The sequence below is a fragment of the Desulfosporosinus sp. FKA genome (assembly GCF_002196785.1).
GTDB lineage: Bacteria > Bacillota > Desulfitobacteriia > Desulfitobacteriales > Desulfitobacteriaceae > Desulfosporosinus > Desulfosporosinus acididurans.
Map to the genome: position 1 here is coordinate 105,278 of NZ_NAHZ01000025.1, position 23,212 is coordinate 128,489.

The window sequence follows — 23,212 nt, forward strand, 5'->3', positions numbered from 1 at the left end:
TGCCGGAGGAATTTTAATGAGTTTAAATGATGCACCAAGAGGGGTGAGAGTTCACCTGGCGCTTTTTGGTAAAAGAAATGCCGGAAAATCCAGCGTGATCAATGCCCTGACAGGACAGGAGACAGCTATTGTTTCTGAGGTAAAGGGAACTACCACCGACCCTGTTTTCAAAGCGATAGAAATCTTACCAATAGGGCCTTGTGTAATCATCGATACGGCTGGCTTTGATGATGTAGGAGAATTAGGAGAGCTAAGGATCAAAAAGACCCTGGAGGTTCTTGATAAGACAGATGTTGCCCTGCTGATCATAGACATTAATCTTGGAATTAGTGACGATGACAATTTAATTATTAAAACCTTAAGAGATAAGAAAAAACCGGTCATTGTTGTCTTAAACAAGATGGATACTCTGGACAATTCAGAGGCGGGAAAAAAAGCGTCTCAACTGCAGGAAACTTTAAATACTCCGGTAGTTGCCCTATCAGCTCTCACGAAACAAGGAATCAAAGAGTTAAAAAGCGCAATTACCTCGGTTATTCCGGAGAACGAGGATACTTTCAAAATTGTCGGAGACTTGATTAATCCTGGCGATTTCGTTGTGCTGGTTACGCCTATCGATAAAGCTGCTCCTAAAGGACGTCTGATTCTGCCTCAACAGCAGACGATCCGCGATGTCTTGGAGAGCGATGCCATGGCGATTGTGACCAAGGAATATGAACTGAGAGAAACCCTAAGCAATTTGGCTAAAAAACCCAAACTTGTGATTACGGATTCCCAAGTGTTCCTAAAGGTTGCTGCAGATACACCTAAGGATATCTTAATGACCTCCTTCTCAATCCTGTTTGCCCGGCAAAAAGGAGATCTCACCGAATTTATCCGAGGAGCGAAAGCCATTGACCGCCTCCAGAATGGAGACAAAGTATTAATTGCCGAGGGTTGTACCCATCACCGGCAATCCGATGATATCGGCAGTGTGAAGATACCCAGGTGGATACGTCAAAGAACAGGGAAACAGATAGAGTTTGAATTCACATCCGGAGTAACCTTTACCGAGGATGTCAAGAAATATGCCCTGATCGTTCACTGTGGAGCCTGTATGATGAACCGGACCGGCATGCTCAGCAGAATAGCGAGTGCTAAAGCTTTGGGCGTCCCTATTGTCAACTATGGAATTTTGATTGCTTATGTACAGGGATTGATGAACAGAGCTCTCGAACCGTTCCCCTTAGCCAAGATGGTTTTGGAAGAAGAGTTCGGTTAATAGAGACAATTTGGCAATTTGAGAGATTCAAGCAGAAAAAATGCTGCCCTTGATGGAGGAAATGAGTAGTGACTATGCATAATTTAATCGAGAAAGCCTATCAGACTAATGATCTCTCAAAAGAGGAAATAATTGCACTCATAGAGACTATCAAACCTGAGGAAAGGGAAATTCTCTATAAACGTGCCCTTAAGACAAAACAAAAGTATTATGGAAACAAAGTTTATTTGCGAGGGTTGATTGAATTTTCTAACATTTGCCGTCAAGATTGCTTATATTGCGGTCTTCGAGCTTCCAACACCAAGGTGGAACGATATCGGCTGACACCGGGGGAAATATTGGCTTGCTGTGATAAAGGCTATGAATTAGGTTATCGGACCTTTGTTTTGCAAAGCGGTGAAGATCTTTGGTACACCGTTGAGATACTTAGTGAGCTGATTCGTCAGATTAAGAAACGCTATGACCAAGAGGTGGCCGTCACCCTATCCATCGGCGAGCGGGGAGCGGAAACGTATCAGAGTCTTTTTGCTTCCGGGGCTGATCGCTTTTTGATGCGCCATGAAACTGCCACGGAGGGATTGTATGAATCACTGCATCCGACAATGAGCTTTACTAATCGCAGGGCTTGTTTAAATGCTTTAAAAGCGATCGGGTATCAGGTGGGAGCAGGGTTTATGGTTGGACTTCCCGGACAGACTCCAGCAGATTTGGCAGAAGACCTTCATTATTTAAAAGAACTTCATCCCGACATGATTGGAATCGGACCTTTCATTCCTCACAGCGAGACGCCTCTGGGAAAAGAGAAGGGTGGAACGGTAGACGATACCTTAGTGATGGTGGCTTTGGCACGACTGCTTGTTCCGGACAGCCTTATTCCCGCCACAACAGCCTTGGGCACGCTCCACCCCCTTGGGAGGGAGATGGCCCTTCAAGCGGGTGCCAATGTTGTTATGCCTATCATTACCCCGACATCGGTAAGGAAACAGTACGCACTTTATGAAAATAAAATCTGCGGCGATGATCATCCCGAGGATTGCCGTTATTGTATTGAGCGAAGAATTCAGGCGGTGGGACAAGAAGTAGATTTGGGCAAAGGTGATAGTTGGAAGTTTATAGTAACGCGTCAAAATTAATTGAGGTTTTCACCCAATTTGTTTAAATTCTTAGTTAACAATTTGGCCTATTTGGGGGCCACAGCTTTATCCAGTTTTTAAGCCCCCACTTCTATAAGTGGGGGTGGGTCCTTTGTTCACTTTAGTAGAAAAAGGCCGTTGCTTGCGAACTATTTTAGTTCGTTTTGCAGCGGCCCTTTTTTGGCTAAGTTTATATTGTTATTCTCTTTCATAGTAGGATCAGCCTTCTGGTCAGCCGGAAGGACAATGGAAATCCTTGTGCCGATATCTTGTCTGCTTAAAACTTCCATGTGTCCGCCATGACGTTCGGTGATCCACTTAGCAATCGATAAGCCCAGCCCCGTTCCGCCGGTGGCCCGGGCACGGGATTCGTCGGTTCGAAAGAAGCGGTCAAAGATTTTGGGGACTGCTTCAGGGGCAATACCAATTCCTTCATCTTGGATGGTCAGACGGGCAAGATGATCTGAATTGGAAACTGAAATCGTAATTTTTTTACCCGTGGAAGTATATTTCATAGCATTATCTATCAGTATCCTCAGAGCTTGTTTAATAAGGCTTTTATCCGCATTAATGAAAACAGTCATAATTTTCGAATCATAAACATGTCCTTCATCAATCATCTGCGTCTCCCTCAGTACTTCTTCGACCAGAGCAGATACTTCAAAGGATTCTAATTGCAAAGCCATAGTGTTATTGTCGCCTCGAGCCAAAAACAAAAGCTGTTCTACCAAGCCCTTCATATTCGCAGTTTCATCTTTGATAGCATCAATTGATTCCTGTAATGTCTTTTCATCGTTTTTTCCCCATCGATCCAGCAGATTGATATACCCTTGAATAACCGAAATTGGTGTCCTTAATTCATGGGAAGCATCGGAGACAAATCGTACTTGGGAACGATAGGATTCATTGATCCTGTCCAGCATTCCATTGATGGCCGCTGCGAGGGTTTTAAGCTCACTTTGTGTATCTCCCACAGAGATTCTGGTGTCGAGATGAGTAGCATTAATATCATCTAATTTGCCGGCCAGAACTTCCAACTGTCCGGGAGAAAAAACGCCTTCAGTACTCAGGTTTCGGGCTGTTTGAGCTAATTCCTGAATTGGTCGGAAGGTATTGCGGATTATTCTTGCACCTGTAAAAATGCTGCGCAGGAGCATCAAAAGCTCAAAGGTTATAACAATGGCAAACATTATAACAAGGATCTGAAGTGTCTTTTGCAGGTGGAAAGATATTCGATAAGACTGATTACCGGTTTCAATAGTCACATTATAAGTAATATCCAAAAACCGTCCCCATTCATTTACGCTTTTGGGATTCGGCAGGTCAATACTCCGAATTCCTGAGGCAGTTTGCTTTGAGAAGTAAGTCTTCAAAGGCGGGGGGATTTGGATACCTTTAGGTTCCTCCGTTGGGGTTGTTATACTGCATTCATTGATGGCAAGCCATTGCTCCGCCTCCGGAGCAGGTAAACCTGATTCGGTGATTAGTTGTGCTGCCGATGTCACAGTTTGTTCGGAGCGTATAAATAAGCCTGCAGCTGCCAGCAAACATAAAAACAAATCCAGGACAAGAAAAAGTCCCAGCATACGAAAAAACAAGGTTATGTTGAGCTTCCAGACGATGGAAAAACGTATTCTGCTGCTAATACTGCTGGAGGAATTTGGGGACTCATTTAGAGGTTCATTTTTCATCCTTAATCACATATCCCACGCCCCTCACAGTATGAATCAGCTTGACATTGAAGACCTCGTCAATTTTACCGCGCAGAAAACGCACGTAAACATCAACAGCGTTAGTTTCCCCTGTAAAATCAAAGCCCCAGACATTCTCCAGCAGCGCTTCCCGCGAGACGACCATGCCCTTATTTTTAAGCAGATAGTGCAGAAGATCAAATTCCCGTTTTGTCAGGTCGATAGGTTTCCCCTCCATTGTAACCTTGTGCCGGCCGATATCCAGCAACAGGCCGGAGGCGGACAATACTTCTGCGTTTTCGATCGTTGTTTTGCGCAGGGCGGTTCGGATTCGGGCCAAAAGCTCCTCAATAGCAAAGGGTTTCGTGATATAATCGCTCGCTCCGCTGTCAAGTCCGAAAACTTTATCCATCACGCTGTCCCGAGCTGTCAGCATAATGATTGGAACAGAGGAGGTTCGGCGAAGTCTGCGCAGGACCTCCATACCGCTTAATTTGGGCAGCATAACATCTAACAAAACAAGGTCGAACTCGCCTGTTTCGGCGAGTTCAAGCCCCGTTCTGCCATCGAAGGCTTTTGTTGTGATATAACCCTCATAACCAAGTTCCAGTTCGATAAAGCGGGCAATTTTTTCCTCATCCTCGATAATCAATATTTTAGAACTCATGAAACCTCACGTCATTTCCCTAATTTTTCAAACTTAGATGTTATTAGATGTTAATAGATTTCTTGAGATTTTCAGCAGCATCGGCCGCGCTATCCATTGCCCTATTGACAGTATTATTGCCTAAGTCAGGCCCATTGAAGCGATAGTGTAAACCAAAGAAAAGCCCGATGACAAGAAGGGGAATAGTAACCCAGAAAGCGAAGATCAAGAGCAAGCCGAGTACCGTAACCGGGAAAGAGCCTTTGACTTCTTCTCCCTTAAGCACTTCAAAGGAATTGGAATTTCCCTTGCGAATAATTTTCAGGCAAAATTCCCCAATTTTTTTTATAACGGAGAAAAAGGTTTTTTCGTTGTGACAATGATGATGTTGGTGATAATGCTGTTTTCCCCAACAATTGTCTTGATAAGTCTCGGCATTGGGGTCAATTGTTTTTTCACTGCTGTAATAACCGCCTCCTGTTGGGGCAGAAACCTTTCCCTGTTTTTCTAAATAGATAATGGCATCCAGCAAATCTCCATTTGCTGCATCGAGGGCAGCTTTGGCTTCTTCATAACTGATATTTGCCATCGTACATAATTTTTCGACTTGTTCCAGGGTTGTCATTTTAAGAATTCCTCCTTGTTTTCTGTTAGAATACCTCTTCGCAGAATTTCAATGTATATCGCGGTGCCGCGACTGACTATGTTTGTATTCTAACCTTGAAAACTTCAAGGATAATTTGATAAAAATTAAAATTCCATTAAAAAATTAATGTAATGGATTTGCAGATGTCTAAAAATTCTCTGCCAAGATTTTCTATATAAATACTATCAACGAAGCCCATTTTGTCAATAGCTCACTAAAGTATTTGTCTCCTTTTGCCGCCTTGGGAATTGTAACGATTGGTTCTAAACGAGCGTAACCTACTGTGCAGAAACCTTTTGCTTTAATCAAAGAGAAAGGAGGGTTGAAAGATGAATGGAATTGACTGCGCTACAAGGCTAAATTTAATCAATGTTCAAAATTTAAAAATAGCGGGAATATTAGCGGTCGGACGATACCTTGGCTACAAACAAGGCTGGGCAAAATCATTGACTCCTGATGAAGTTAGATTAATTCAAGCGGCCGGGTTAGCCATCTTTCTTATTTGGGAGTCCAATCCAATTAGGAAAAGTTATTTCAGCTATGCTCAAGGAGCAGCTGATGCCAAAAAGGCTGTTATGGAGGCTGAGTTCCTAAACGTTCCCAATGGAACTGCGATTTATTTTGCAGTTGATTATGATGCTCAGGCCGGAGATATGATTACTATCCAAGACTATTTCACTGGAGTGAAGGATGTATTAGGCGGACAGTTTTTAACGGGGGTCTATGGATCTTATGCGGTTATGAAGGCAATTCAGGCAGATAAATATTTCCAAACCTATGCCTGGTCAAATGGCCAAAAAGCACCAAATCATATTTATCAATATAATAACAATATCTATTTGGCAAGCGTGTTTGTCGATCAAGATTATGTAAATGAAGACGCAGGCTTATGGAAGAGGAGTGACAATATGGGCTTAGATATAGCGGTCTTATTATATACAAAGGAAGACTTTTGGGCAGGAAATGACGTAGCTGTTAAAAATGGAAATTGTGCCTTATTTGTGAGGCCGGGCGATCATTCTGTCCCTAAGGCTGCGATGAGCGCAGCAACACTAATTGTGGTCGGCGGACCTACGACGGGACATCCCAAAGAAGTGCTTCTGAGCGGCAATGACAAGTATGATACAGCTGCAGCGGTAAAAAAATATCTGGGCTAAGATTAGACTGTTTTAACAGAGGGTAGAGTTTACTGAGAATTCATGATGATTTTAGATTTAAACTATTCTTTACAGTACGTTTATGGAAAGATAACTTTCAAGGACTATTATAAGGGTACAGCACACATCATTTTAACCCCTCCATCCTGAGGGGGCTTTTTTTGCCTATTAACCTCCCATGATGTTAATACGGTACCATCGGCAGAATGAAATTAGCAATGAGTTTTCTCTCTTGTGGGTGAAGCTCATAACTCCTGAAATCTCTGGATTTTTCAGAGAAGAGTAGAGAATGTTTTTTAGGTTTAACATATTTTTTAATTAAAGTTCATGGAACTATAACAAAAATAATCTATGATAAAGGCAAGAGCTTAAGGTTTAAAACCGAAGCAAGTAAAAGATTGTTATCCGCTGAGCGGTTAACATATTCTCACTTTTCTTCCGTCGTCCTTCCTTTACTCCCCTCTCTATGAGGGGCTTTTTTTTGCCCATAGTGAACTCGTTCAGCTAAAGCTGAATATCGGGGTGGGGGTCTTAAAAACCGGATAAAGTTTATTGATAGATGGCTTGCCTGAATCCTTGCTAATATTATCCTTGCGAAATGAAAGTATTAAGAGGGTCATACTAAGCAATAAGAAAAAATCGCTTTGATTATATTGACACGCATAAAAAATATACCTACAATATATAATATCATTATATATATAACATTTATATATATAATGATATTATACTTGCATAAAACTACGGGGTAAGGTGAGCAATTTATGGCAACTGTTAATAAGACTAAATATGCACTTCTAGGAGTTTTAAACGTAATGCCTTGTTCGGGATATGACATTAAAAAGTTTTGTGATTCTTCTATATCCCATTTTTGGAATGAAAATTATGCGCGGATATATCCCGTACTTAAGGAGATGGAGAAAGAAGGACTGGTAGTTAAGGAAACGGAACATACAGAAGGAAGGCCTTCGAAGAACGTTTATTCAATTACTGAAGCAGGTAAACATGAATTGGCTGCCTGGCTTTTGGAACCGGTTCAAAGCGTTATGGGGAGAAACGAGTTGTTGCTGAAATTATTCTTTTCTTCTGAAGTGCCTCTGGAAAATATCATTGAGAAGCTTGAGAAAGAAAAGGTAAAGCATGAGAAACTTGTCGCTGATTATTTGCAGATGGAAGCTTTTCTGAAAGCAGATGAGCAGGTGAAGAACAGTAAAGATTTTCCGCTTTGGCTCGCGACCCTTAGTTGTGGAAGATATAATTCTGAGGCAAGGATTAAATGGTGCCAGGAGACGATAAGATCCTTGACAAATGGCTTCGCTAAGGAAGGAGATTGACCATGAATACCATTAAATCTAAGGAAGTACAATCTAATCAGGCAGTAACGCAAAAATTACTGTCAGAGAACTTTTTTAATCTGGAATTCTTTTTAAGTGTTGTAATTCCCATTATTTTATTTTCTGCTTTTGATCATTTTGACAGGACTCTTACTGGAACAATCACTGCCGGAGTTTGGTCTTTAGGCGTCCTTTTGCTTCAATTCTGCTTCCGACGGAACGTGAATATCTATGGGGCTATTGGCGCAGGTTGTGCTGCAATTGGTCTTATAGGGACTGTTCTGTCAAAGGATCCCATCTATTATCTTGTTTCGCCGATTATCATAGATTTGATTCTCGCTGCCGTCTTTTTGGGTTCTGTTATATTGGGGAAACCCTTGATTCGGATTTTAGCCGAGTATTCGCTAAAACAAGGTTTTTCAGAGGAAATACGGAAACAGCCGAAGTTTAAATCGGCTTGGATCATACTAACGATTGCCTGGGGAGTGCTGAGTATAACTCAGGCCCTCTTGAGAGTTGTCCTCCTATACACGGTGTCAAAAAATGTTTATTACGCTATAAGTACCGCTTATGGAAATATCTCCACTCCATTGCTGCTTATTATTTCTTTTTGGTTTCCGGGATGGTATTGGAAAAGAAGCAACACTTAGAAAAACATTATAAGATCAAAGGAGGGTATAGGCTGTGAAAGTGCTGATACTCAATGGAAACCCAAAAGCAGAGAACGAGAGCTTCGAGGAATACATTCAAAAATTGGTCCTTGAGCTAAAGAAGAATGGTCATAATACCACTGTGTTAAATCTGAAGGAAATGGAAATAAACCGTTGTATTGGTTGTTATTCTTGTTGGCTCAAAACCCCTGGCAGATGTATTTTTAACGATGATGGCCCCACAATATTAAGGGAATATTTGCAAGCCGATTTTGTTTTATTTGCTTCGCCTATTATTATGGGCTTTATCAGCAGTTTGCTCAAACGTGTCCAAGAACGATGCTTACCCTTGGTGCTTCCGTTTTTGTATATTAAGAACGATAGAATGCAGCATATAGCCAGGTATGAGAAGTATCCGGCAATCGCCTTGCTCCTTGACCATTCGGAAGATTATGATCAGATCAGCGCCGAAATCATAGAAAAGGTCTTCCGGAGCAGTAACAGTCGTAAGTTTCTTTTTACGAAAACTATGAACAATGGTCCTGAGGAGGTCGCTTATGCAATTAACAGTATTTAACGGATCACCAAAGCTTGGGAAAAGCAATACGGAGCTGATGGTGAATGGGTTTCTTGGAGGTTTTGAGAAGACACCGGGTAATGGGTCCAGGGTGTTTAAACTTAATCAATTAAAATCTGTACAGGAAGCTGTAAGCATAATTGAAGACTCGGAGGATATACTTTTGGCTTTTCCTTTGTATTCTTATTCCATGCCGGCAGGGGTTAAGGAATTGATCGAGGAACTGGAACCTTTATGTGGAAAGTGCGGCCATAAGAAGATAGGATTTTTAGTGCAATTCGGGTTTAGAGAGGCCATACACGCACGGGCATTGGAGAAATATCTCGAGAAGGTAACTACTCTCTTAAATGGGGAATACTTAGGAACCATTATTAAAGGCGGGTGTGACGGACTGGCGAAAGAATTAAATTCTTCCCACACTAAAAAAGTGCTGGATGGGATCTCTGACATCGGCAGGGTCTTTGGAGAAACAGGCAAGTTCAGTCGAGATCTTCTGGATCAATATTCCAAGCCTGAGACTCAGACGATGCTTTCGAGAATGATGATGAAATCCTTTGTCAAGCTTGCCAATAAATATTACTGGGGAGCGGAGCTTAAGAACAATGGTGTATTTGAAGAAAGCTATGCCCAGCCTTATAAATCGGACTGATCACAATTTCTCTTTCTGGTATGCTCCAAAGTGTGGACTACTTTTTAAACATGAACTGTCTGTTTTCCGGGAGTAAGATTCGTCTTTAGCCGCCGGTGTTTGCAAGTAATGTGGTTCAGGTAAAGCGACAACAGGAAAGCGCAGCTTACGAAACCTAAGATTAGACTAATCACGCCTCCCCAGCCAAATGCTTGCCAAAAGGTACCCCCGACGGTTCCTCCCGTACTTGAACCTGCATAATAGAAAAAGAGATAAAGCGATGAGGCTTGTGCTTTGTCACGAATGGCTTGGTGGCCAACCCAGCTGCTGGCGATGGAATGACTGCCAAAAAAGCCGAAGGTTAGGGAAGCAATCCCGAGAATTTTAATGGCTAGAGATGTCTGTAAGGTGAGACATGCTCCTAAAGCCATAAGCAATAATCCAACCCAAAGCATTTTGTTTCGGCCGTGCAGATCTGCCTGACGGCCCATCCAGGTAGAACTAAATGTGCCGACAATATATAAGACGAAAATAAAGCCAACGATTGTTTGACTCAGGGAATAGGGTCGAGCCATTAATTGAAAGCCGATGTAATTATAAAGTGTTACAAAACTTCCTAAAATAAAAAAGGCAATTCCATATAAACAAAGAAGGCTGGGATCTTTCAGATGGTCAATCATGGATTTTGTCAGCATTTTAATTTCCAGTGGGCGTGGTTGAAAATGTTCTGATGGCGGCAAGAGATAGCAGAAAAGCAAACTGGCCAGAACGCTTAAAATCCCAACGGCGCCAAGGGCCACTCGCCAATTGAAGAGATCAGTCAGGATTCCAATTATAATCCGTCCGCTCATCCCACCAACTGAGATTCCGCTGACATAGAGACCCATGGCAATTCCTAAGTCCCCACGTTCAATCTCCTCGCTGAGATAAGCCATGGCTACAGCGGGCAAGCCTGCCAGAACAATGCCCTGAAGAACGCGAAAGAGAAGAAGCATATGATAATTTGGCACGAAAGCGGTGAACATGGCTAAAACCGAAGCTGAGACTAAAGAAAAAATCATCAGCGGCTTACGTCCTTTGACTTCTGACAGGGATCCGACAAAAAGCATACTAATGGCCAGAGCCATGGTTGTTAAAGAAAGAGATAAACTTGCAATTGCCGGGGAGATATGAAATTCCCGTGAAAACACTGGCAGTAGTGGTTGTGTACTGTACATAATGGCAAAGGTGTTAAAACCACCGAAAAACATGGCTAAGGTTGTTCGGCGAAAGGTTTTCGTTCCTTTCTTGATATAAGGTTTTTCATTCATGAACGTTCACCTCAATAATTATTTCGCTTATTATCCTACACCTTGACACCTTATTACGTCTAATTTATAATTTGCATCAAATTGATAACTATAGGTAATGAATAGTAAGACGGTAATTTATATGATTCTGGAGAGGTAATTTTCATGGAATGGACACAATTTCAATACTTTCAAGTTGTTGCACAACTGCAGCATTTTACAAGATCAGCAGAGGCTCTGAATATTTCCCAGCCGGCGTTGAGCCGCTCGATTGCCAGACTTGAAGAGGAACTGGGTGTTCCCTTGTTTGAACGTCAGGGGCGCACAGTAGTTCTGAATAGCTATGGAAGAATCTTTCTCAATCGGGTAAACCGTGCTATTCAGGAAATCACTTTAGGACAGCAAGAAATTGAGGATTTGATCGATCCTTTTCAAGGCAGTGTTTCTCTGGGATTCATCCATTCTCAGGGTTCGAATCTTGTCCCGGACTTACTGGGAGCCTTTCGCAAAAACTTTCCAGAGGTCCGCTTCATGCTTTACCAAAATTTAACGAGTCAAATCTTAGATCAATTAGAAGCCGGGGATATTGATTTCTGCTTTTGTGCCCGGCCGATAGCCCGTGAAAATGTTCATTGGATTCGGTTGTTTACTGAAGAGATTATTCTTATTGTTCCCTGTGAACATCCTCTAGCCCAACGAAAGACGGTTAAGCTTGCCGAATTAGCGGAAGAACTTTTCATTGCTTTTAAAAAAGATGTATCCTTAGGAGAGATTATTGATCGACTTTTTCAGGAAGCAGGAATTACCCCCAAGGTAACTTTTGAGGGTGAAGAGATTGGAACGATTATGGGATTAGTGGCGGCAAAACTTGGGATTGCCCTTATTCCCAAGATCAAGGCCTTTGATATGAGCGGACTATCCCAAGTTCATGTGTCAGCGCCTTTATGCCAGCGGGTCATAGGAATGGCCTGGATTGAGGGACGATACCTTTCTCCTGCCGCCAAACGGTTTAAAGAATTTGTGATGGAGCATTTTCTCCGTGAAAAATAGCCTCCCTTGGCAAAAGTTCAGGGAGAGAAAAAATCTTCTTTAAAACCAACGAACGGATCTAAAAAGATCCGTTCGTTGGTTTTAAGCTGTCATTAACGATTAATGCACCATAATGCTGCAAGCGAGAAAGTGAGATGCTGGAGTCTGCTGAAAGAACAACTCCTGCTCTCCCGGGATAATATCTTAGGAATTGTTCGATAATTTCCGGAGACTTGGCTTTAATCATTACAGGCTTTCTAATAAATGATCCAAATTGGCCGGCGAAATCCACAATATCAAAGGTTTCTCGGATATCCCCAAAATCCAGCAGAAGGTAATCAAAAGCATCGGATCGACATTCGTGGGCTAAGCCAGAGAAGCTGCCATCAATTAATGAAGCCATTGCTTCTGGGGTAAGCTTTTTAACTGTGTGTTCCTGGTCAGGGGAAAGTATGAGATGGCTAAAGGCTGACGCAAGGGTCGGCACGGATTTCAGGTTGATTTCCGGGATCTGGAGGCTAGTAAGAGATTTTCTTAGTTCGCGAATAAATTCTGGGGTAGTTCCGCAGCATCCGCCAATAAGCCGGACGCCATTTTCCAGATAATCTTTAGTATATGAGGCGAATTGTTCCGGTGTTTGACGATAAACCAGCGCTCCCTCGATGAGTTCCGGCATGCCGGCGTTAGGTTTTACGCAAAGAGGAACGGAGGCCACAGAATACATTCGTTTTATAGGTTCAATTAAACTTTCCGGGCCGCCTGAGCAATTAGCCCCAACGATTGCAGCACCGAGGGACTGGCAGACGATAGCGCAGGCTTCCGGCGAATTGCCAAAGGTTGTCCGGCCATTGGCTTCGAAGGTCGCTGAGGCGATAATCGAAAGTTCCGTTGTTTCTTTGGCTGCCAAAATGGCCGCCCTTAATTCATTTAAATCAATAAAGGTCTCAAAGTTCACAAGGTCTGCGCCGGCATTTTCGATGGCCTTTAAGGATTCTTGAAAGACGTTGTAAGCCTCATCAAAACTTAAATCACCGGCAGGTTCCATAATTGAACCAGTAGGGCCCAACGATGCGGCTATATAGGTTCGGCCGCCAACAGTCTCCCGTGCTAATTTAACGCCTGCTGCCACAAGTTCAGAGGTTTCGTCCCCCAGGTTATGTTTATCCAGAGTTATTTTGTTACCCGGAAATGTATTGGTTTGAATTATGTCTGAACCGGCTTGCTGATATTCAGCATAGAGATTTTTCACAACGTCCGGATGTGATAAATTCCACTCTTCGGAAGCTTCATGTCCGGTTAGGCCTTTCTTTTGGAGCATAACTCCTTTAGAGCCATCATATAATAAAACTCTTTTTTGAATTGATTTCAGAAAGTCATGCAAGGATTTAACCCCCTTCATAGATTAAATTTACTGTCATCAATAACCTCAATACTAACTAAAATTGCCTCTTTAGGCAACTAATATTTGATCCAGTTTTTAAGACCCCCACTTCTGCTCGGCAATAATGTCTACTGGATATTATTGGATCTAAAGCCCTGATGTTCAGCTAACTTAAGTAATGGTTTCTCGTAAAAGTTCACGATGGATCTGGTGATTTTCGTTGGACTTTCAAGTTGTCTCAAAAATTGCTGAAGAGGAAGACTAGGTCATCTAATCTTCCTCTTTTCTATTACGGGGTGCTTTTAAAGTTACTCATTCGGATCATTTGAGCGAATTTGTTAATTCAGGGTTTATCATTGTTAGCAAACGCTGCTGATGATGTCGCTAAAATAGAGTTTCCAAAAGCGAAATAAGCGATTCTTAAAGCTTCGGCAATCTCAGCATCACTAGTTCCCTGACCTCTTAGTTGCTTGGCAATTGATGATACGCCTTGACTTGCTCCATGAGCAGCATCTAAAGCGAGAGCAATCAATAGTTTTGTCTTTTGATCCAAAGCCCCTGGTGTCATGGCAGATGCAAAAACCTTTTCAATCGCCTGAGCAAAGTCCGGATCACTGCTTTCTAAAAACTTCAGATAGACAGGTAGTGACATAAAAATGCCTCCTTTATGTGTTTGGATTTTAATTAGTTTATCACAAAATTGGAGGAAGCCATAATAAAGGCTGAATCTTTTTGCGATTTCCTAAAATCAAGAACAAATGTTGGATAGGGTATCCATTATTTTTTTAAATAACATATTAATTATATAACACTATTAGATAAGGCTTTAAATCAAGATATTGCTATTAAACAAAGTATGATTAAGTATTAATAAAATTAATTACGACTACATTGACAGGCTAAAGATCAGAGACTATACTTTGCAAGGCTACCTAACGTTCGGTAGGTAATCAGTCAGGAGTGTTGCTGCGATGGAAACAAAGAAAAAGCTTATGGATTCTGCCTTCAAATTGTTTGCGTATAAAGGAAACGAGTTTTCCTTATCCGAAGTGGCAAGCGAAGTCGGGATACAAAAGGCTTCTATTTATGCTCATTTTGCCAGTAAAGAAGAGCTGTTGTATGCAGTGATTGATCGGGAGATCAATCAATATTTTTTGGAAATCAATGAGCACTATCGGGATTTAAAAAGTATGTTTTTTATGATTTTCAATTATTACGATAGATCACAAACGAAGCTGTATTTTTGGAAAAGGCTGCTCTTGTTTCCTCCTCAAGCCTTTGCGCAGACGCTAATTGCCAAAATACATATCTTATCTGAGGAGCGCTTCCAAATCGTCAAAGATATCATTCGGGCCAATATGAAGGAGGGGATTATTCGCAATCAAGACCCGGAAACAGTGGCTGCTTCCTATATGGCCTTGATTCATGGTATCTTATCAAGCGTCATTATCTATCAAGCTGAAAATGTTACAATCCATTTGGAAGGGATCTGGAACAATTTTTGGAAGGGGATTTGCTAAGTACGAAGAGAAAATCCGTAAATTTTTGGAGGTCTAATAATTCATGGAGCTATATTTGCGCAATTTATTTTTGATGTCTGTTTTATTGTATGTACTAGGTGCCGCTGCTTCGGCTCTAATCTATTTTTTCAAAAAACCGTATAAAACCAGTATGACCGGCAGCTTCATGGTAAATGCCGTCTGTATTGTTGCTTCCGGTCTTGGAGGAGCCGCTTCTGCGGCTAAAATTTTGTTGGCAGCTAATCCTCTAAAACTGATTAACCAATCGTCCGCCATCCCGTTCATATCTTTAGAGATGAACCTGGATAACCTTTCGGCCTATTTCGTATTGGCCCTATCTGTCTTAGTGTTCTGCGTTTCCCTCTATTCTATCGGCTATCTTTCCCATTACAACGGAAAAAGAAATATTGGACTTTTTAATTTGTTATATACAATGTTTATTCTTGCGATGATTGGTGTCCTGACTTCAGCCAATACAGTTTGTTTCTACATATTTTGGGAAGCGATGTCCTTGCTTTCCTATTTTTTGGTGGTTTTCGAGTCGGAGAAAGAGGAAAACACCAAAGCAGGAACAGTGTACATTGTCATGACCCATATTGCCACGGCTCTGCTCCTCATTGGGTTTATTATCATTTATAGTTATACAAAGTCCTTTGCTTTAAGCGCAAATACGGCGGCTATCCCCGCGATGGCCAAAAATATTGTGTTTATACTTTTCTTGATCGGTTTTGGAACTAAGGCCGGTATTATACCTCTGCACATTTGGCTGCCTCACGCCCATCCAGCAGCCCCCAGCAATGTTTCGGCACTAATGTCTGGCATCATGATTAAGACAGCGATTTATGGACTGGTTCGTTTTGTGCTTTGTTATCTGGGTGTCCAAAATACTTGGTGGGGAGTTGTGATCTTAATTCTTGGTATTTTGTCTGCTGTTCTCGGCGTTGCCTATACCTCGATGGAGCATAATGTTAAGCGGCTTTTAGCGTTTTGCAGTGTAGAAAATATCGGAATTATCCTGATTGGCTTAGGCGTTTCTTTTATTGCCTTTGCCCTGCATCATCAAATTATCGGCAGTTTAGCGTTGACCGCTGCTCTTTTGCATACCTTTAACCATACGTTATTTAAAGGCGGTCTTTTTCTCGGGGCAGGTGCTATTCAATATGCAACTCATACTAAAAATATTGAAGATTTAGGCGGCCTTATTAAAACAATGCCCCTTACGGCCTTGTTTTTTCTTTGCTTCTCTCTAGCCATATCGGCTATCGTCCCTTTCAATGGTTTTATCAGTGAATGGCTGACCTATCAGTCGCTTTTTGCCACTATTCTCCCTGGCCATATCGGATTGAATTTCTTAGCTGTTTTAGCTGCCGCGGCCCTTGCTTTGACAGGGGCTATGGCTGCCGCTGCCTTTGTGAAACTTTTTGGCATATCTTTTTTGGGTTTGCCCAGAAGTGAGCAAGCAGCTAAAGCCCAAGACGTTCCGGCAACGATGATGATAGGGATGGGAATACTTGCAGCCCTCTGCCTGGGCATTGGCCTTTTCCCATTAACGATGATTAAGCTTTTGGACAAGGTCGTTCTTAGTGTAGGCGGCGGTTCCATCTCTGGTCAGCTGCGAGGAGGGTTTTTGCTGGCCTATTACCCGTTAACGATCTCAGTGAACAGCATATCTCCCCTAACTTTTATGCTCGCTTTGGGTGCCATCATTCTTCTTGCGCTCATCGTGATTAGAATTGTGGGGGGAAAATACATCGAACGGAGATACGGGACTTGGGATTGTGGGTTTGAGGCTTTGAATTCCCGTACGCAATATAGTGCTACAGGTTTCTCCAAACCCATGAAGATTGTCTTTAGGGCCTTATTCAGGCCGATCCGCAAAACGATTGTTGAAGGGGATTCGCAGTATCATCCGGAAGCGATTATTTATTCCACGACCATTACTTCAATTTTTGAAGATTACCTGTATGAGCCCGTCTACAGAGCGCTGCTCAGGTTTTCCAGAAGAACAAAGTTTAGAGTTCAGACCGGCAGTATTCACAACTACCTTTTCTACATTTTTGCGCTGGTCTTGTTGTTAATGTTATATAACCGCTTTGCATAATGATATAAGTTTGCAGAGAAAGAGAGGGGAGATTGCACAATGAACAATATTGTTTACCTCTTGGTTCAATTATTAGTCATTTTACTCGTTGCACCTTTCGTTAATGGATTGATCAAAAAGGTTAAAGCCTTGAGCCAAAAAAGAAAAGGTGCTTCAGTTTTTCAGATGTATTTTGATTTGTACAAACTTGTTAAAAAGAAAACTGTTGTTTCGAACGTTTCTTCGTGGATTTTTCATGTGACTCCCTATATTGTCTTTGCGACAGCTATGGCTGCGGCCTTGCTTGTTCCTGTTTCGACGAAGATTCTGCCGCCGCAAATTCCAGGAGACTTTATTATGGTTGTTTCCATCTTGGCCCTCGGCAGGTTTTTTCTGATGATTGCAGCTCTGGATACGGCAAGTACCTTTGGCGGAATGGGCAGCAGCAGGGAGGCCATGATCTCTGCGCTCATTGAACCATCTATCCTGATCTCGATGTTCACGGTTGCCCTTATTTCCCGCTCAACGTCGCTGCCTCAAATCATGGAAACGGTTCAGAAGGTTGGAATTCCCTTAGCTCATCCGGTCTATATCATGGTGGGCCTGGCCTTATTAATTATTATTCTTGCCGAGACCTGCCGCATACCGGTTGATGATCCGTCAACACATCTGGAATTAACGATGGTTCATGAGGCAATGATTCTGGAGTATTCCGGGAGACATTTGGCTCTGTTAGAATACGGTGCCGCAGTAAAACAGCTTGTTTTTATGACCTTGTTTGTGAATATTTTAATCCCTCAAGATCAGATGATTGGACTAATAGGTTTAGGGGCGCTGATCCTTTCGCTGCTCATTTATTTACTAAAGGTCATTTTGCTGGCTTTGGTCATGGGAATTATTGAGGTCAATACGGTAAAATTAAAACTTTTCAGCATCCCCAATCTGGCCGCCCTGTCCTTTATCCTTGCATTTTTAGGTGTTTTACAGTTTTTGATCCTGGGAGGTAAGCATGTCTAATTTGGCAGTGAATTCTAATCTGTTAGAAACTCTATCGGTCTTAATCCTATTATCTTCCTTCGTCCTGATGGCTAGTAAAAGAATCAATTCCTACATTAAAACCTTTCGGATTCAGTCGTTCCTGATCGCTTTAGCCGCCGGCATCATGGGGCTCCGAAGTCTGATAAGCGAGGGGCGGTGGGATTTTCTGGTGGTGTGCCTGCTCATCATGATCTTCAAGGTGCTTTATATTCCCAACATGTTGAACAAAACTTATAAGAATGTCAGCTACAAAGTTGAAAAAGACTTTATTTTAAATATTCCTATCCTCGTCTTGCTCTGCTGCGGACTCGTTGTGTTTTCTTACTTCACCTTGACAGGGGTTGACGGGCTTAGTCAGGACGTTTTAAACCTGCAGCTTGTCAACGCGGTCTCTGTGATCTGGATTGGTCTTTTGTTTATGATCAGCCGTAAGAAAGCGATCGGCCAGATCATCGGCTTCTTGGTCATCGAAAACGGTCTTTATATTACCGCGATGTACTCAACACAAGAGATGCCCTTTATCGTTGACCTGGGGATCTTTATTGACCTTCTTACCTTTGTTTTGATTATGGGTGTTATGACGTTTCGCATCAATGAAAAATTCGAGTCCATTGATACAGATCAACTGAATAACCTGAAAGGATAAGATACAGAAGATGGGCATTTTACTCCTAATCGTACCTTTAGTTGCAGTCCTGTTGTTATTAACCGTCAAACAAAGCCAATTCCGGCATGCTATAAGTGTTGGGACTTCAAGTTTGCTGCTGATCCTGGCCTTAAGCCTGAATCGTGAGGTGCTGCTTCACGGTAGTGTTCAATACGCTTCTTGCGGTGGTTTCTTCTATGTTGATGCTTTAAGCATGATTGTTTTAGACATTGTATTGATCATTGGTTTTATGGCAGCCATTTTTTCGCTTGGTTATTTAGAGGCAGAAATTAAGCACGGCAAGCTTAAAAGGGAAAGACTGGGCCTCTATTATAGCCTGATGTATACCTTTATTTTTACGATGGTGCTCGCGTTAACAGTGAAAAATATGGGGCTGATGTGGATTGCCATTGAGGCCACATCCTTGTCGTCAGCCTTTCTGGTCGGGTTTTATAATGATAAACATGCTTTGGAGGCCGCCTGGAAGTATGTGATTCTCTGTTCGGTGGGAATTGCCATTGCCCTACTGGGGATTATCCTGCTTCATCTCTCCTCGGCCGGTGTTTTGAACAGCAGCTCATTTTTGGATTGGACTGCTCTATATGCTAAGGCGTCTTCGCTGAAAAGTTCTGTTTTACGTCTGGCCTTTATTTTTATTCTGGTTGGTTTTGGCACGAAAGCCGGTCTTGCGCCGATGCATAACTGGCTCCCCGATGCTCATAGTCAAGCCCCTTCCCCAATCAGTGCCCTGTTGTCCGGGGTCCTCTTGAATACCGCTCTGTATGGGATTATTCGTGCAGCAGTCATTGTCGATCGTAATCAGGGAAGCAGCAGCTTTACGGGAAGGCTCCTCATCGGTATTGGAATCTTATCCATTGCCACGGCGGCCGTTTTCATTCTAACCCAAAAAGACTATAAAAGACTCTTGGCCTATTCCAGTATCGAACACATGGGAATTATTGTTGTTGCCATGGGTCTGTACTCTCCTTTGGCTGTCTTCGGAGGGCTCATGCACATGATTAACCACTCTCTGACCAAATCGATGCTGTTTTTTTCGTCGGGTAATATTTTGCAGAAATATGATACCAAACAGATTTCCAAGCTCAAGGGAGTCCTGAAAATAATGCCGGTAACGGGGACGGTCTTCTTGCTGGGCTTGTTTGCTATTGCCGGAACTCCGCCCTTCAGTGTCTTTGCCAGTGAGTTCAGCATTGTGGTTGCAGTATTTGACGGGCCTTACAAATGGGTTGGGGTAATTTTTGTCTTGCTTTTGGCCGCAGTATTTGCTGGGATTGCCGTAACGTTACTGAAGATCTTTTACGGTGAACCGGGTGATGAGAGCTTGCAGGCCGGTGAAGTAAATCTTCCGGGAACCGTTTGCCTGGTCATTCTGCTGGTGGGCATTACAGTCAGCGGCCTTTATCTGCCGGGAGATTTAAAAGAACTTATCACAAAGGCGCAAGGTATTATTCTTGGAACATAGGCGTATGAGGGGAAGAGGAGGGCACGAATAGTGATGACATCGAACTTAAAAGGGAATCTTGAGAGTAAATTTGCTCTCAAGGTTTTTTCTGGTAAGGAATTTTCAGAGACAGCCTTTCCGCTGGCAGTAAAACAAGTAAATAATAATTCTCAAGCTACTTTGGCTTCTGATAAAGACAATTCGCAGCATGTCAGCTTCAGCGATCACGATGATAAATTTTGGCAGGAACAAGATAATGTCTATTATCTTGAAGCGCCTTTGGCAAAGGTCAAAGAGATTTGCTGTTATATTCAAGAACTTGGCTGTCCTCTCGTCTTAATGTTTGCCAATGATGAGCGGAACTTTCAAGCAGGCTATGCTGTTTATTATGTTTTTGCGGTTAGAGAAGAAGGTATGCTCGTAGTGATCAAAACCAAGGCAGACTCGGAAAGTATGGAGATCCCTTCTATTAGCAATCATGTTCACGCTGCCTCAGGTTATGAACGTGAAATTCAGGACTTGTTCGGACTTGTGCCGGTTGGGCATCCCGATGCTAAACGACTCGTCTTTCACGGCAATTGGCCTCAAGGAGTGTATCCTTTGCGCAAGGATTTTGCTGTCGGGCAAAAGCCGGATTTTGCTCAAGAAAAAATCCGCTTTCAGGAGGTTGTGGGCGAAGGTGTTTATGAGATCCCCGTTGGCCCGGTTCACGCCGGGATTATCGAGCCCGGTCACTTCCGGTTTAGTGTCGCGGGTGAACCGATTATTAATCTTGAAGCGCAGTTGTATTACGTTCATAAAGGGATTGAAAAATTAGCTGAAGGTCAAAGCCTTGAAAAGTGCCTGTTCATTGCCGAACGGATCTCAGGGGATGAGACTTTTGCCAATTCGCTGGCCTACTGTCAGGCGATTGAAAAAATTGCCGGATCGAAAGTTCCTGCCAGAGCAGCCTATACCAGAGTTCTCTTTGCTGAACTGGAGAGACTCACCAGCCACTTAGGTGACCTTGGCGGAATTTGTCTTGACGCAGGTTACGGTTTTGCCAACTTCCAGTTTCAAATGATGAGAGGTTGGGCTTATTCCGTTGCCGATGAACTCTGCGGGATACGGTTTTTAAGAAGTGTCAATAAATTGGGCGGAGTCAGAAAGGATTTCGTCTCCGGTAAGGAAGCTAAGCTAATTGAACTGCTGTTAAATATTCGTTCCGAACTTGAAGACACCGTGAATATTGTTAAATCGAACAGTATGTTTATCGATAGAGTTGAAAATACAGGTATTCTGGAGCCCAAGATAGCTGTTGATCTAAATGCTGTAGGACCGGGAGGACGAGCGTCAGGGATACGTTACGATGTTCGCAAAGCGTTCCCCTATGCGGCTTATCCAAATTTGAATTTTAAGGTCCCTGAACACAACAATGGAGATATTAACTGTAGAATGAATACTAAAATTGAAGAGAGCTTTGAAGCGATCGACTTAATGATTCAGGCTATTGAAGGGATGCCTGTGGGGAAGGTTTGTGAACCAATCGCGGAGGTCAAGCCTTATCGTTTCGCTTTCGGGTTAACCGAAGCTCCGCGGGGTGAAAATATTCACTGGGTGATGACCGGAGAGAATAATACCCTTTACCGTTATAAAATCAGAACTCCTTCCTTCTGCAACTGGCCTGCTCTCTGCCACGCTGTTAAGGGAAATATTGTCCCGGATTTTCCTCTGATTAATAAGAGTTTCAATCTTTCCTATGCCGGAAATGATTTATAGTAATTTTGCTAACGAGGGAATTTTATACAAAGCAAGGAAGATAGATATGTTCGATACTTTGAAAAAAATTATTAAATATCCAAGGCTGACGCAGGATTATCCCAATAGAAGCCTTACTCCCGCTTCGTTTCTGGGCCAAACGGAGATTGATACGGCGAAATGTAATTTCTGCGGAGAATGTGCCTTACATTGCCCTTCTCAGGCCATTGTTCTGGATAAAAGTGCCCGGAGCATAGGCATCGACTACGCAAAGTGTATCTTTTGTATTCTGTGCGAGGAGATTTGCCAGGTTGGTGCAGTCCAAACGACCAATAAATTTGAACTGGCTGTAAGGGATAAGGTAACGCTGAATAATCACGCTTTATGTGCTAATGCCTTAAGAGATACGCCTTTAAGCAATAAGAGTAACGGTGAATCTTTTTATAAGACTGCTGTAATTAATGAAGAAAACCCAAACACCTCCTACGAAACTATTTGCAGCGATCTACAAGCAACTGTCAAGAAGATTTTTGGCCGAAGTCTCCAAATCAGGGAGGTCGATGCCGGATCTTGTAATGGCTGTGATTACGAAATTAATGCTTTGAATAATCCTTTTAACGATCTGGAAAGGCTCGGGATAAGCTTTGTTGCCTCGCCGAGGCATGCCGATATGTTGTTGGTAACAGGAACCGGAACCAGAAATATGCAGCAGGCCTTGGTTAAAACGTATGAAGCAACGCCTGATCCCAAGCTTGTTGTCGCCGTAGGTGCCTGTGCCTGCAGCGGAGGAATTTTCAGAGATACCTATGCCACAAATAACGGCATTGATGCTCTGGTACCTGTGGATGTCTATATCCCGGGATGCCCGCCGAGACCGCAGGCAATTATCTATGGAATCCTGAAAGCCATAGATAGAGTTAAGTAAAGATAGTTAATATAAAGAGAATTGAATAGAGAGAATTCCATGACCGGGTTTATAAATAATAGAAAGGGCCGTTAAAGTACGAACGAAACGTTCATTCTTCAACGGCTCTTTTGTCCGATCAGAAATTATGACCATCTGTTAAATGCTTTTCTCTGGTAAAGTACAAACAATCACTTCAAAGCCGCTCAGATTTGAAGAAGCCGGATTTCTCTTCCTTGTTTGAATAGATTTATCTAATCGTAAGACTCTCACTTTTGTAAGTGGGAGTAATTCCCATACCTTGCTTCGGTAGGGGTAGGATCCATCCTTCAGCGCGATAGAATTTGTTATGGTTCAGCTTTAGCTGAACGAGTTCACTAAATGCTGCGGCCGGAAGGTTAAA

General features: G+C 42.6%; 21 protein-coding genes. 15 read left to right on the plus strand and 6 right to left on the minus strand.

Annotation, left to right across the window (positions count from 1 at the left end):
- Window positions 1-16: 16 nt before the first annotated feature.
- Complete coding sequence (gene hydF / locus B5771_RS07795; protein WP_088187023.1) at window positions 17-1,261, plus strand: [FeFe] hydrogenase H-cluster maturation GTPase HydF; 1,245 nt, start codon at window positions 17-19, stop codon at window positions 1,259-1,261.
- 74 nt (window positions 1,262-1,335) lie between these two features.
- Window positions 1,336-2,394 carry a [FeFe] hydrogenase H-cluster radical SAM maturase HydE gene (gene hydE / locus B5771_RS07800; protein ID WP_088187190.1) on the plus strand — a complete coding sequence of 353 codons (1,059 nt, stop codon included), beginning with the start codon at window positions 1,336-1,338 and terminating at the stop codon, window positions 2,392-2,394.
- 149 nt (window positions 2,395-2,543) lie between these two features.
- Here the strand turns inward: hydE and B5771_RS07805 are convergent, their stop codons facing one another.
- The 3 genes from B5771_RS07805 to B5771_RS07815 are packed head-to-tail and all read right to left on the minus strand — an operon-like array spanning window position 2,544 to window position 5,356.
- Window positions 2,544-4,085, minus strand: a complete 1,542-nt coding sequence (locus tag B5771_RS07805) for a HAMP domain-containing sensor histidine kinase (RefSeq protein WP_088187024.1) — start codon at window positions 4,083-4,085, stop codon at window positions 2,544-2,546.
- Window positions 4,075-4,752: a response regulator transcription factor gene (locus B5771_RS07810; protein WP_047808492.1), complete on the minus strand. Its 678-nt coding sequence runs from the start codon at window positions 4,750-4,752 to the stop codon at window positions 4,075-4,077. Before B5771_RS07810 ends, B5771_RS07805 begins: the two co-directional genes overlap by 11 nt.
- A 43-nt stretch (window positions 4,753-4,795) precedes the next feature.
- A complete protein-coding gene (locus tag B5771_RS07815; RefSeq protein ID WP_088187025.1) occupies window positions 4,796-5,356 on the minus strand; it encodes a ubiquitin in 561 nt (186 codons plus the stop codon).
- A gap of 350 nt (window positions 5,357-5,706) precedes the next feature.
- On the opposite strand from B5771_RS07815, the gene B5771_RS07820 reads away from it, so the two are divergent.
- The 5 genes from B5771_RS07820 to B5771_RS07840 all read left to right on the plus strand — a co-directional run bounded on the left by B5771_RS07820 (window position 5,707) and on the right by B5771_RS07840 (window position 9,744).
- A complete protein-coding gene (locus tag B5771_RS07820; RefSeq protein WP_088187026.1) occupies window positions 5,707-6,534 on the plus strand; it encodes a DUF1906 domain-containing protein in 828 nt (275 codons plus the stop codon).
- A gap of 764 nt (window positions 6,535-7,298) precedes the next feature.
- Complete coding sequence (locus B5771_RS07825; protein WP_088187027.1) at window positions 7,299-7,868, plus strand: PadR family transcriptional regulator; 570 nt, start codon at window positions 7,299-7,301, stop codon at window positions 7,866-7,868.
- A gap of 2 nt (window positions 7,869-7,870) precedes the next feature.
- Window positions 7,871-8,518, plus strand: coding sequence for a VC0807 family protein (locus B5771_RS07830; protein ID WP_088187028.1), 648 nt, complete (start codon window positions 7,871-7,873; stop codon window positions 8,516-8,518).
- A gap of 34 nt (window positions 8,519-8,552) precedes the next feature.
- Window positions 8,553-9,095: a flavodoxin family protein gene (locus B5771_RS07835; RefSeq protein WP_088187029.1), complete on the plus strand. Its 543-nt coding sequence runs from the start codon at window positions 8,553-8,555 to the stop codon at window positions 9,093-9,095.
- Window positions 9,076-9,744 (plus strand): hypothetical protein, encoded by a 669-nt coding sequence (locus tag B5771_RS07840; protein WP_088187030.1) that lies wholly within the window; start codon window positions 9,076-9,078, stop codon window positions 9,742-9,744. Before B5771_RS07835 ends, B5771_RS07840 begins: the two co-directional genes overlap by 20 nt.
- A 44-nt stretch (window positions 9,745-9,788) precedes the next feature.
- Here the strand turns inward: B5771_RS07840 and B5771_RS07845 are convergent, their stop codons facing one another.
- Window positions 9,789-11,033, minus strand: coding sequence for an MFS transporter (locus tag B5771_RS07845; RefSeq protein WP_088187031.1), 1,245 nt, complete (start codon window positions 11,031-11,033; stop codon window positions 9,789-9,791).
- Between the two features lie 144 nt (window positions 11,034-11,177).
- Here B5771_RS07845 and B5771_RS07850 point away from each other — a divergent pair, with 144 nt between their 5' ends.
- Entirely contained in the window at window positions 11,178-12,062 is an 885-nt protein-coding gene (locus tag B5771_RS07850; RefSeq protein ID WP_088187032.1) for a LysR family transcriptional regulator, read from the plus strand.
- A 58-nt stretch (window positions 12,063-12,120) separates the two neighbouring features.
- Here B5771_RS07850 and B5771_RS07855 read toward each other — a convergent pair whose 3' ends face one another.
- Both B5771_RS07855 and B5771_RS07860 read right to left on the minus strand, forming a co-directional pair.
- Window positions 12,121-13,422, minus strand: coding sequence for a homocysteine S-methyltransferase family protein (locus B5771_RS07855; RefSeq protein ID WP_088187033.1), 1,302 nt, complete (start codon window positions 13,420-13,422; stop codon window positions 12,121-12,123).
- A 343-nt stretch (window positions 13,423-13,765) separates the two neighbouring features.
- Entirely contained in the window at window positions 13,766-14,074 is a 309-nt protein-coding gene (locus tag B5771_RS07860; RefSeq protein WP_047808502.1) for a carboxymuconolactone decarboxylase family protein, read from the minus strand.
- Between the two features lie 319 nt (window positions 14,075-14,393).
- Between B5771_RS07860 and B5771_RS07865 the strand changes: the two genes are divergently transcribed.
- The 7 genes from B5771_RS07865 to nuoB are packed head-to-tail and all read left to right on the plus strand — an operon-like array spanning window position 14,394 to window position 22,830.
- Window positions 14,394-14,942, plus strand: coding sequence for a TetR/AcrR family transcriptional regulator (locus B5771_RS07865; protein WP_088187034.1), 549 nt, complete (start codon window positions 14,394-14,396; stop codon window positions 14,940-14,942).
- 43 nt (window positions 14,943-14,985) lie between these two features.
- Entirely contained in the window at window positions 14,986-17,043 is a 2,058-nt protein-coding gene (locus B5771_RS07870) for a proton-conducting transporter membrane subunit (RefSeq protein WP_088187035.1), read from the plus strand.
- 39 nt (window positions 17,044-17,082) lie between these two features.
- On the plus strand, window positions 17,083-18,039 hold the full coding sequence (locus B5771_RS07875; protein ID WP_088187036.1) for an NADH-quinone oxidoreductase subunit H: 957 nt from the start codon (window positions 17,083-17,085) through the stop codon (window positions 18,037-18,039).
- A 7-nt stretch (window positions 18,040-18,046) separates the two neighbouring features.
- Window positions 18,047-18,706 carry a hydrogenase gene (locus B5771_RS07880; protein WP_088187191.1) on the plus strand — a complete coding sequence of 220 codons (660 nt, stop codon included), beginning with the start codon at window positions 18,047-18,049 and terminating at the stop codon, window positions 18,704-18,706.
- Window positions 18,707-18,716: 10 nt separating this feature from the next.
- The gene (locus tag B5771_RS07885) at window positions 18,717-20,189 is read left to right on the plus strand and encodes a hydrogenase 4 subunit F (RefSeq protein ID WP_088187037.1); all 1,473 of its coding nucleotides are present in this window, start codon (window positions 18,717-18,719) and stop codon (window positions 20,187-20,189) included.
- A 33-nt stretch (window positions 20,190-20,222) separates the two neighbouring features.
- Entirely contained in the window at window positions 20,223-21,926 is a 1,704-nt protein-coding gene (locus tag B5771_RS07890) for an NADH-quinone oxidoreductase subunit C (RefSeq protein ID WP_088187192.1), read from the plus strand.
- A gap of 46 nt (window positions 21,927-21,972) precedes the next feature.
- Window positions 21,973-22,830, plus strand: a complete 858-nt coding sequence (gene nuoB / locus B5771_RS07895) for an NADH-quinone oxidoreductase subunit NuoB (protein ID WP_088187193.1) — start codon at window positions 21,973-21,975, stop codon at window positions 22,828-22,830.
- Window positions 22,831-23,212 lie beyond the last annotated feature (382 nt).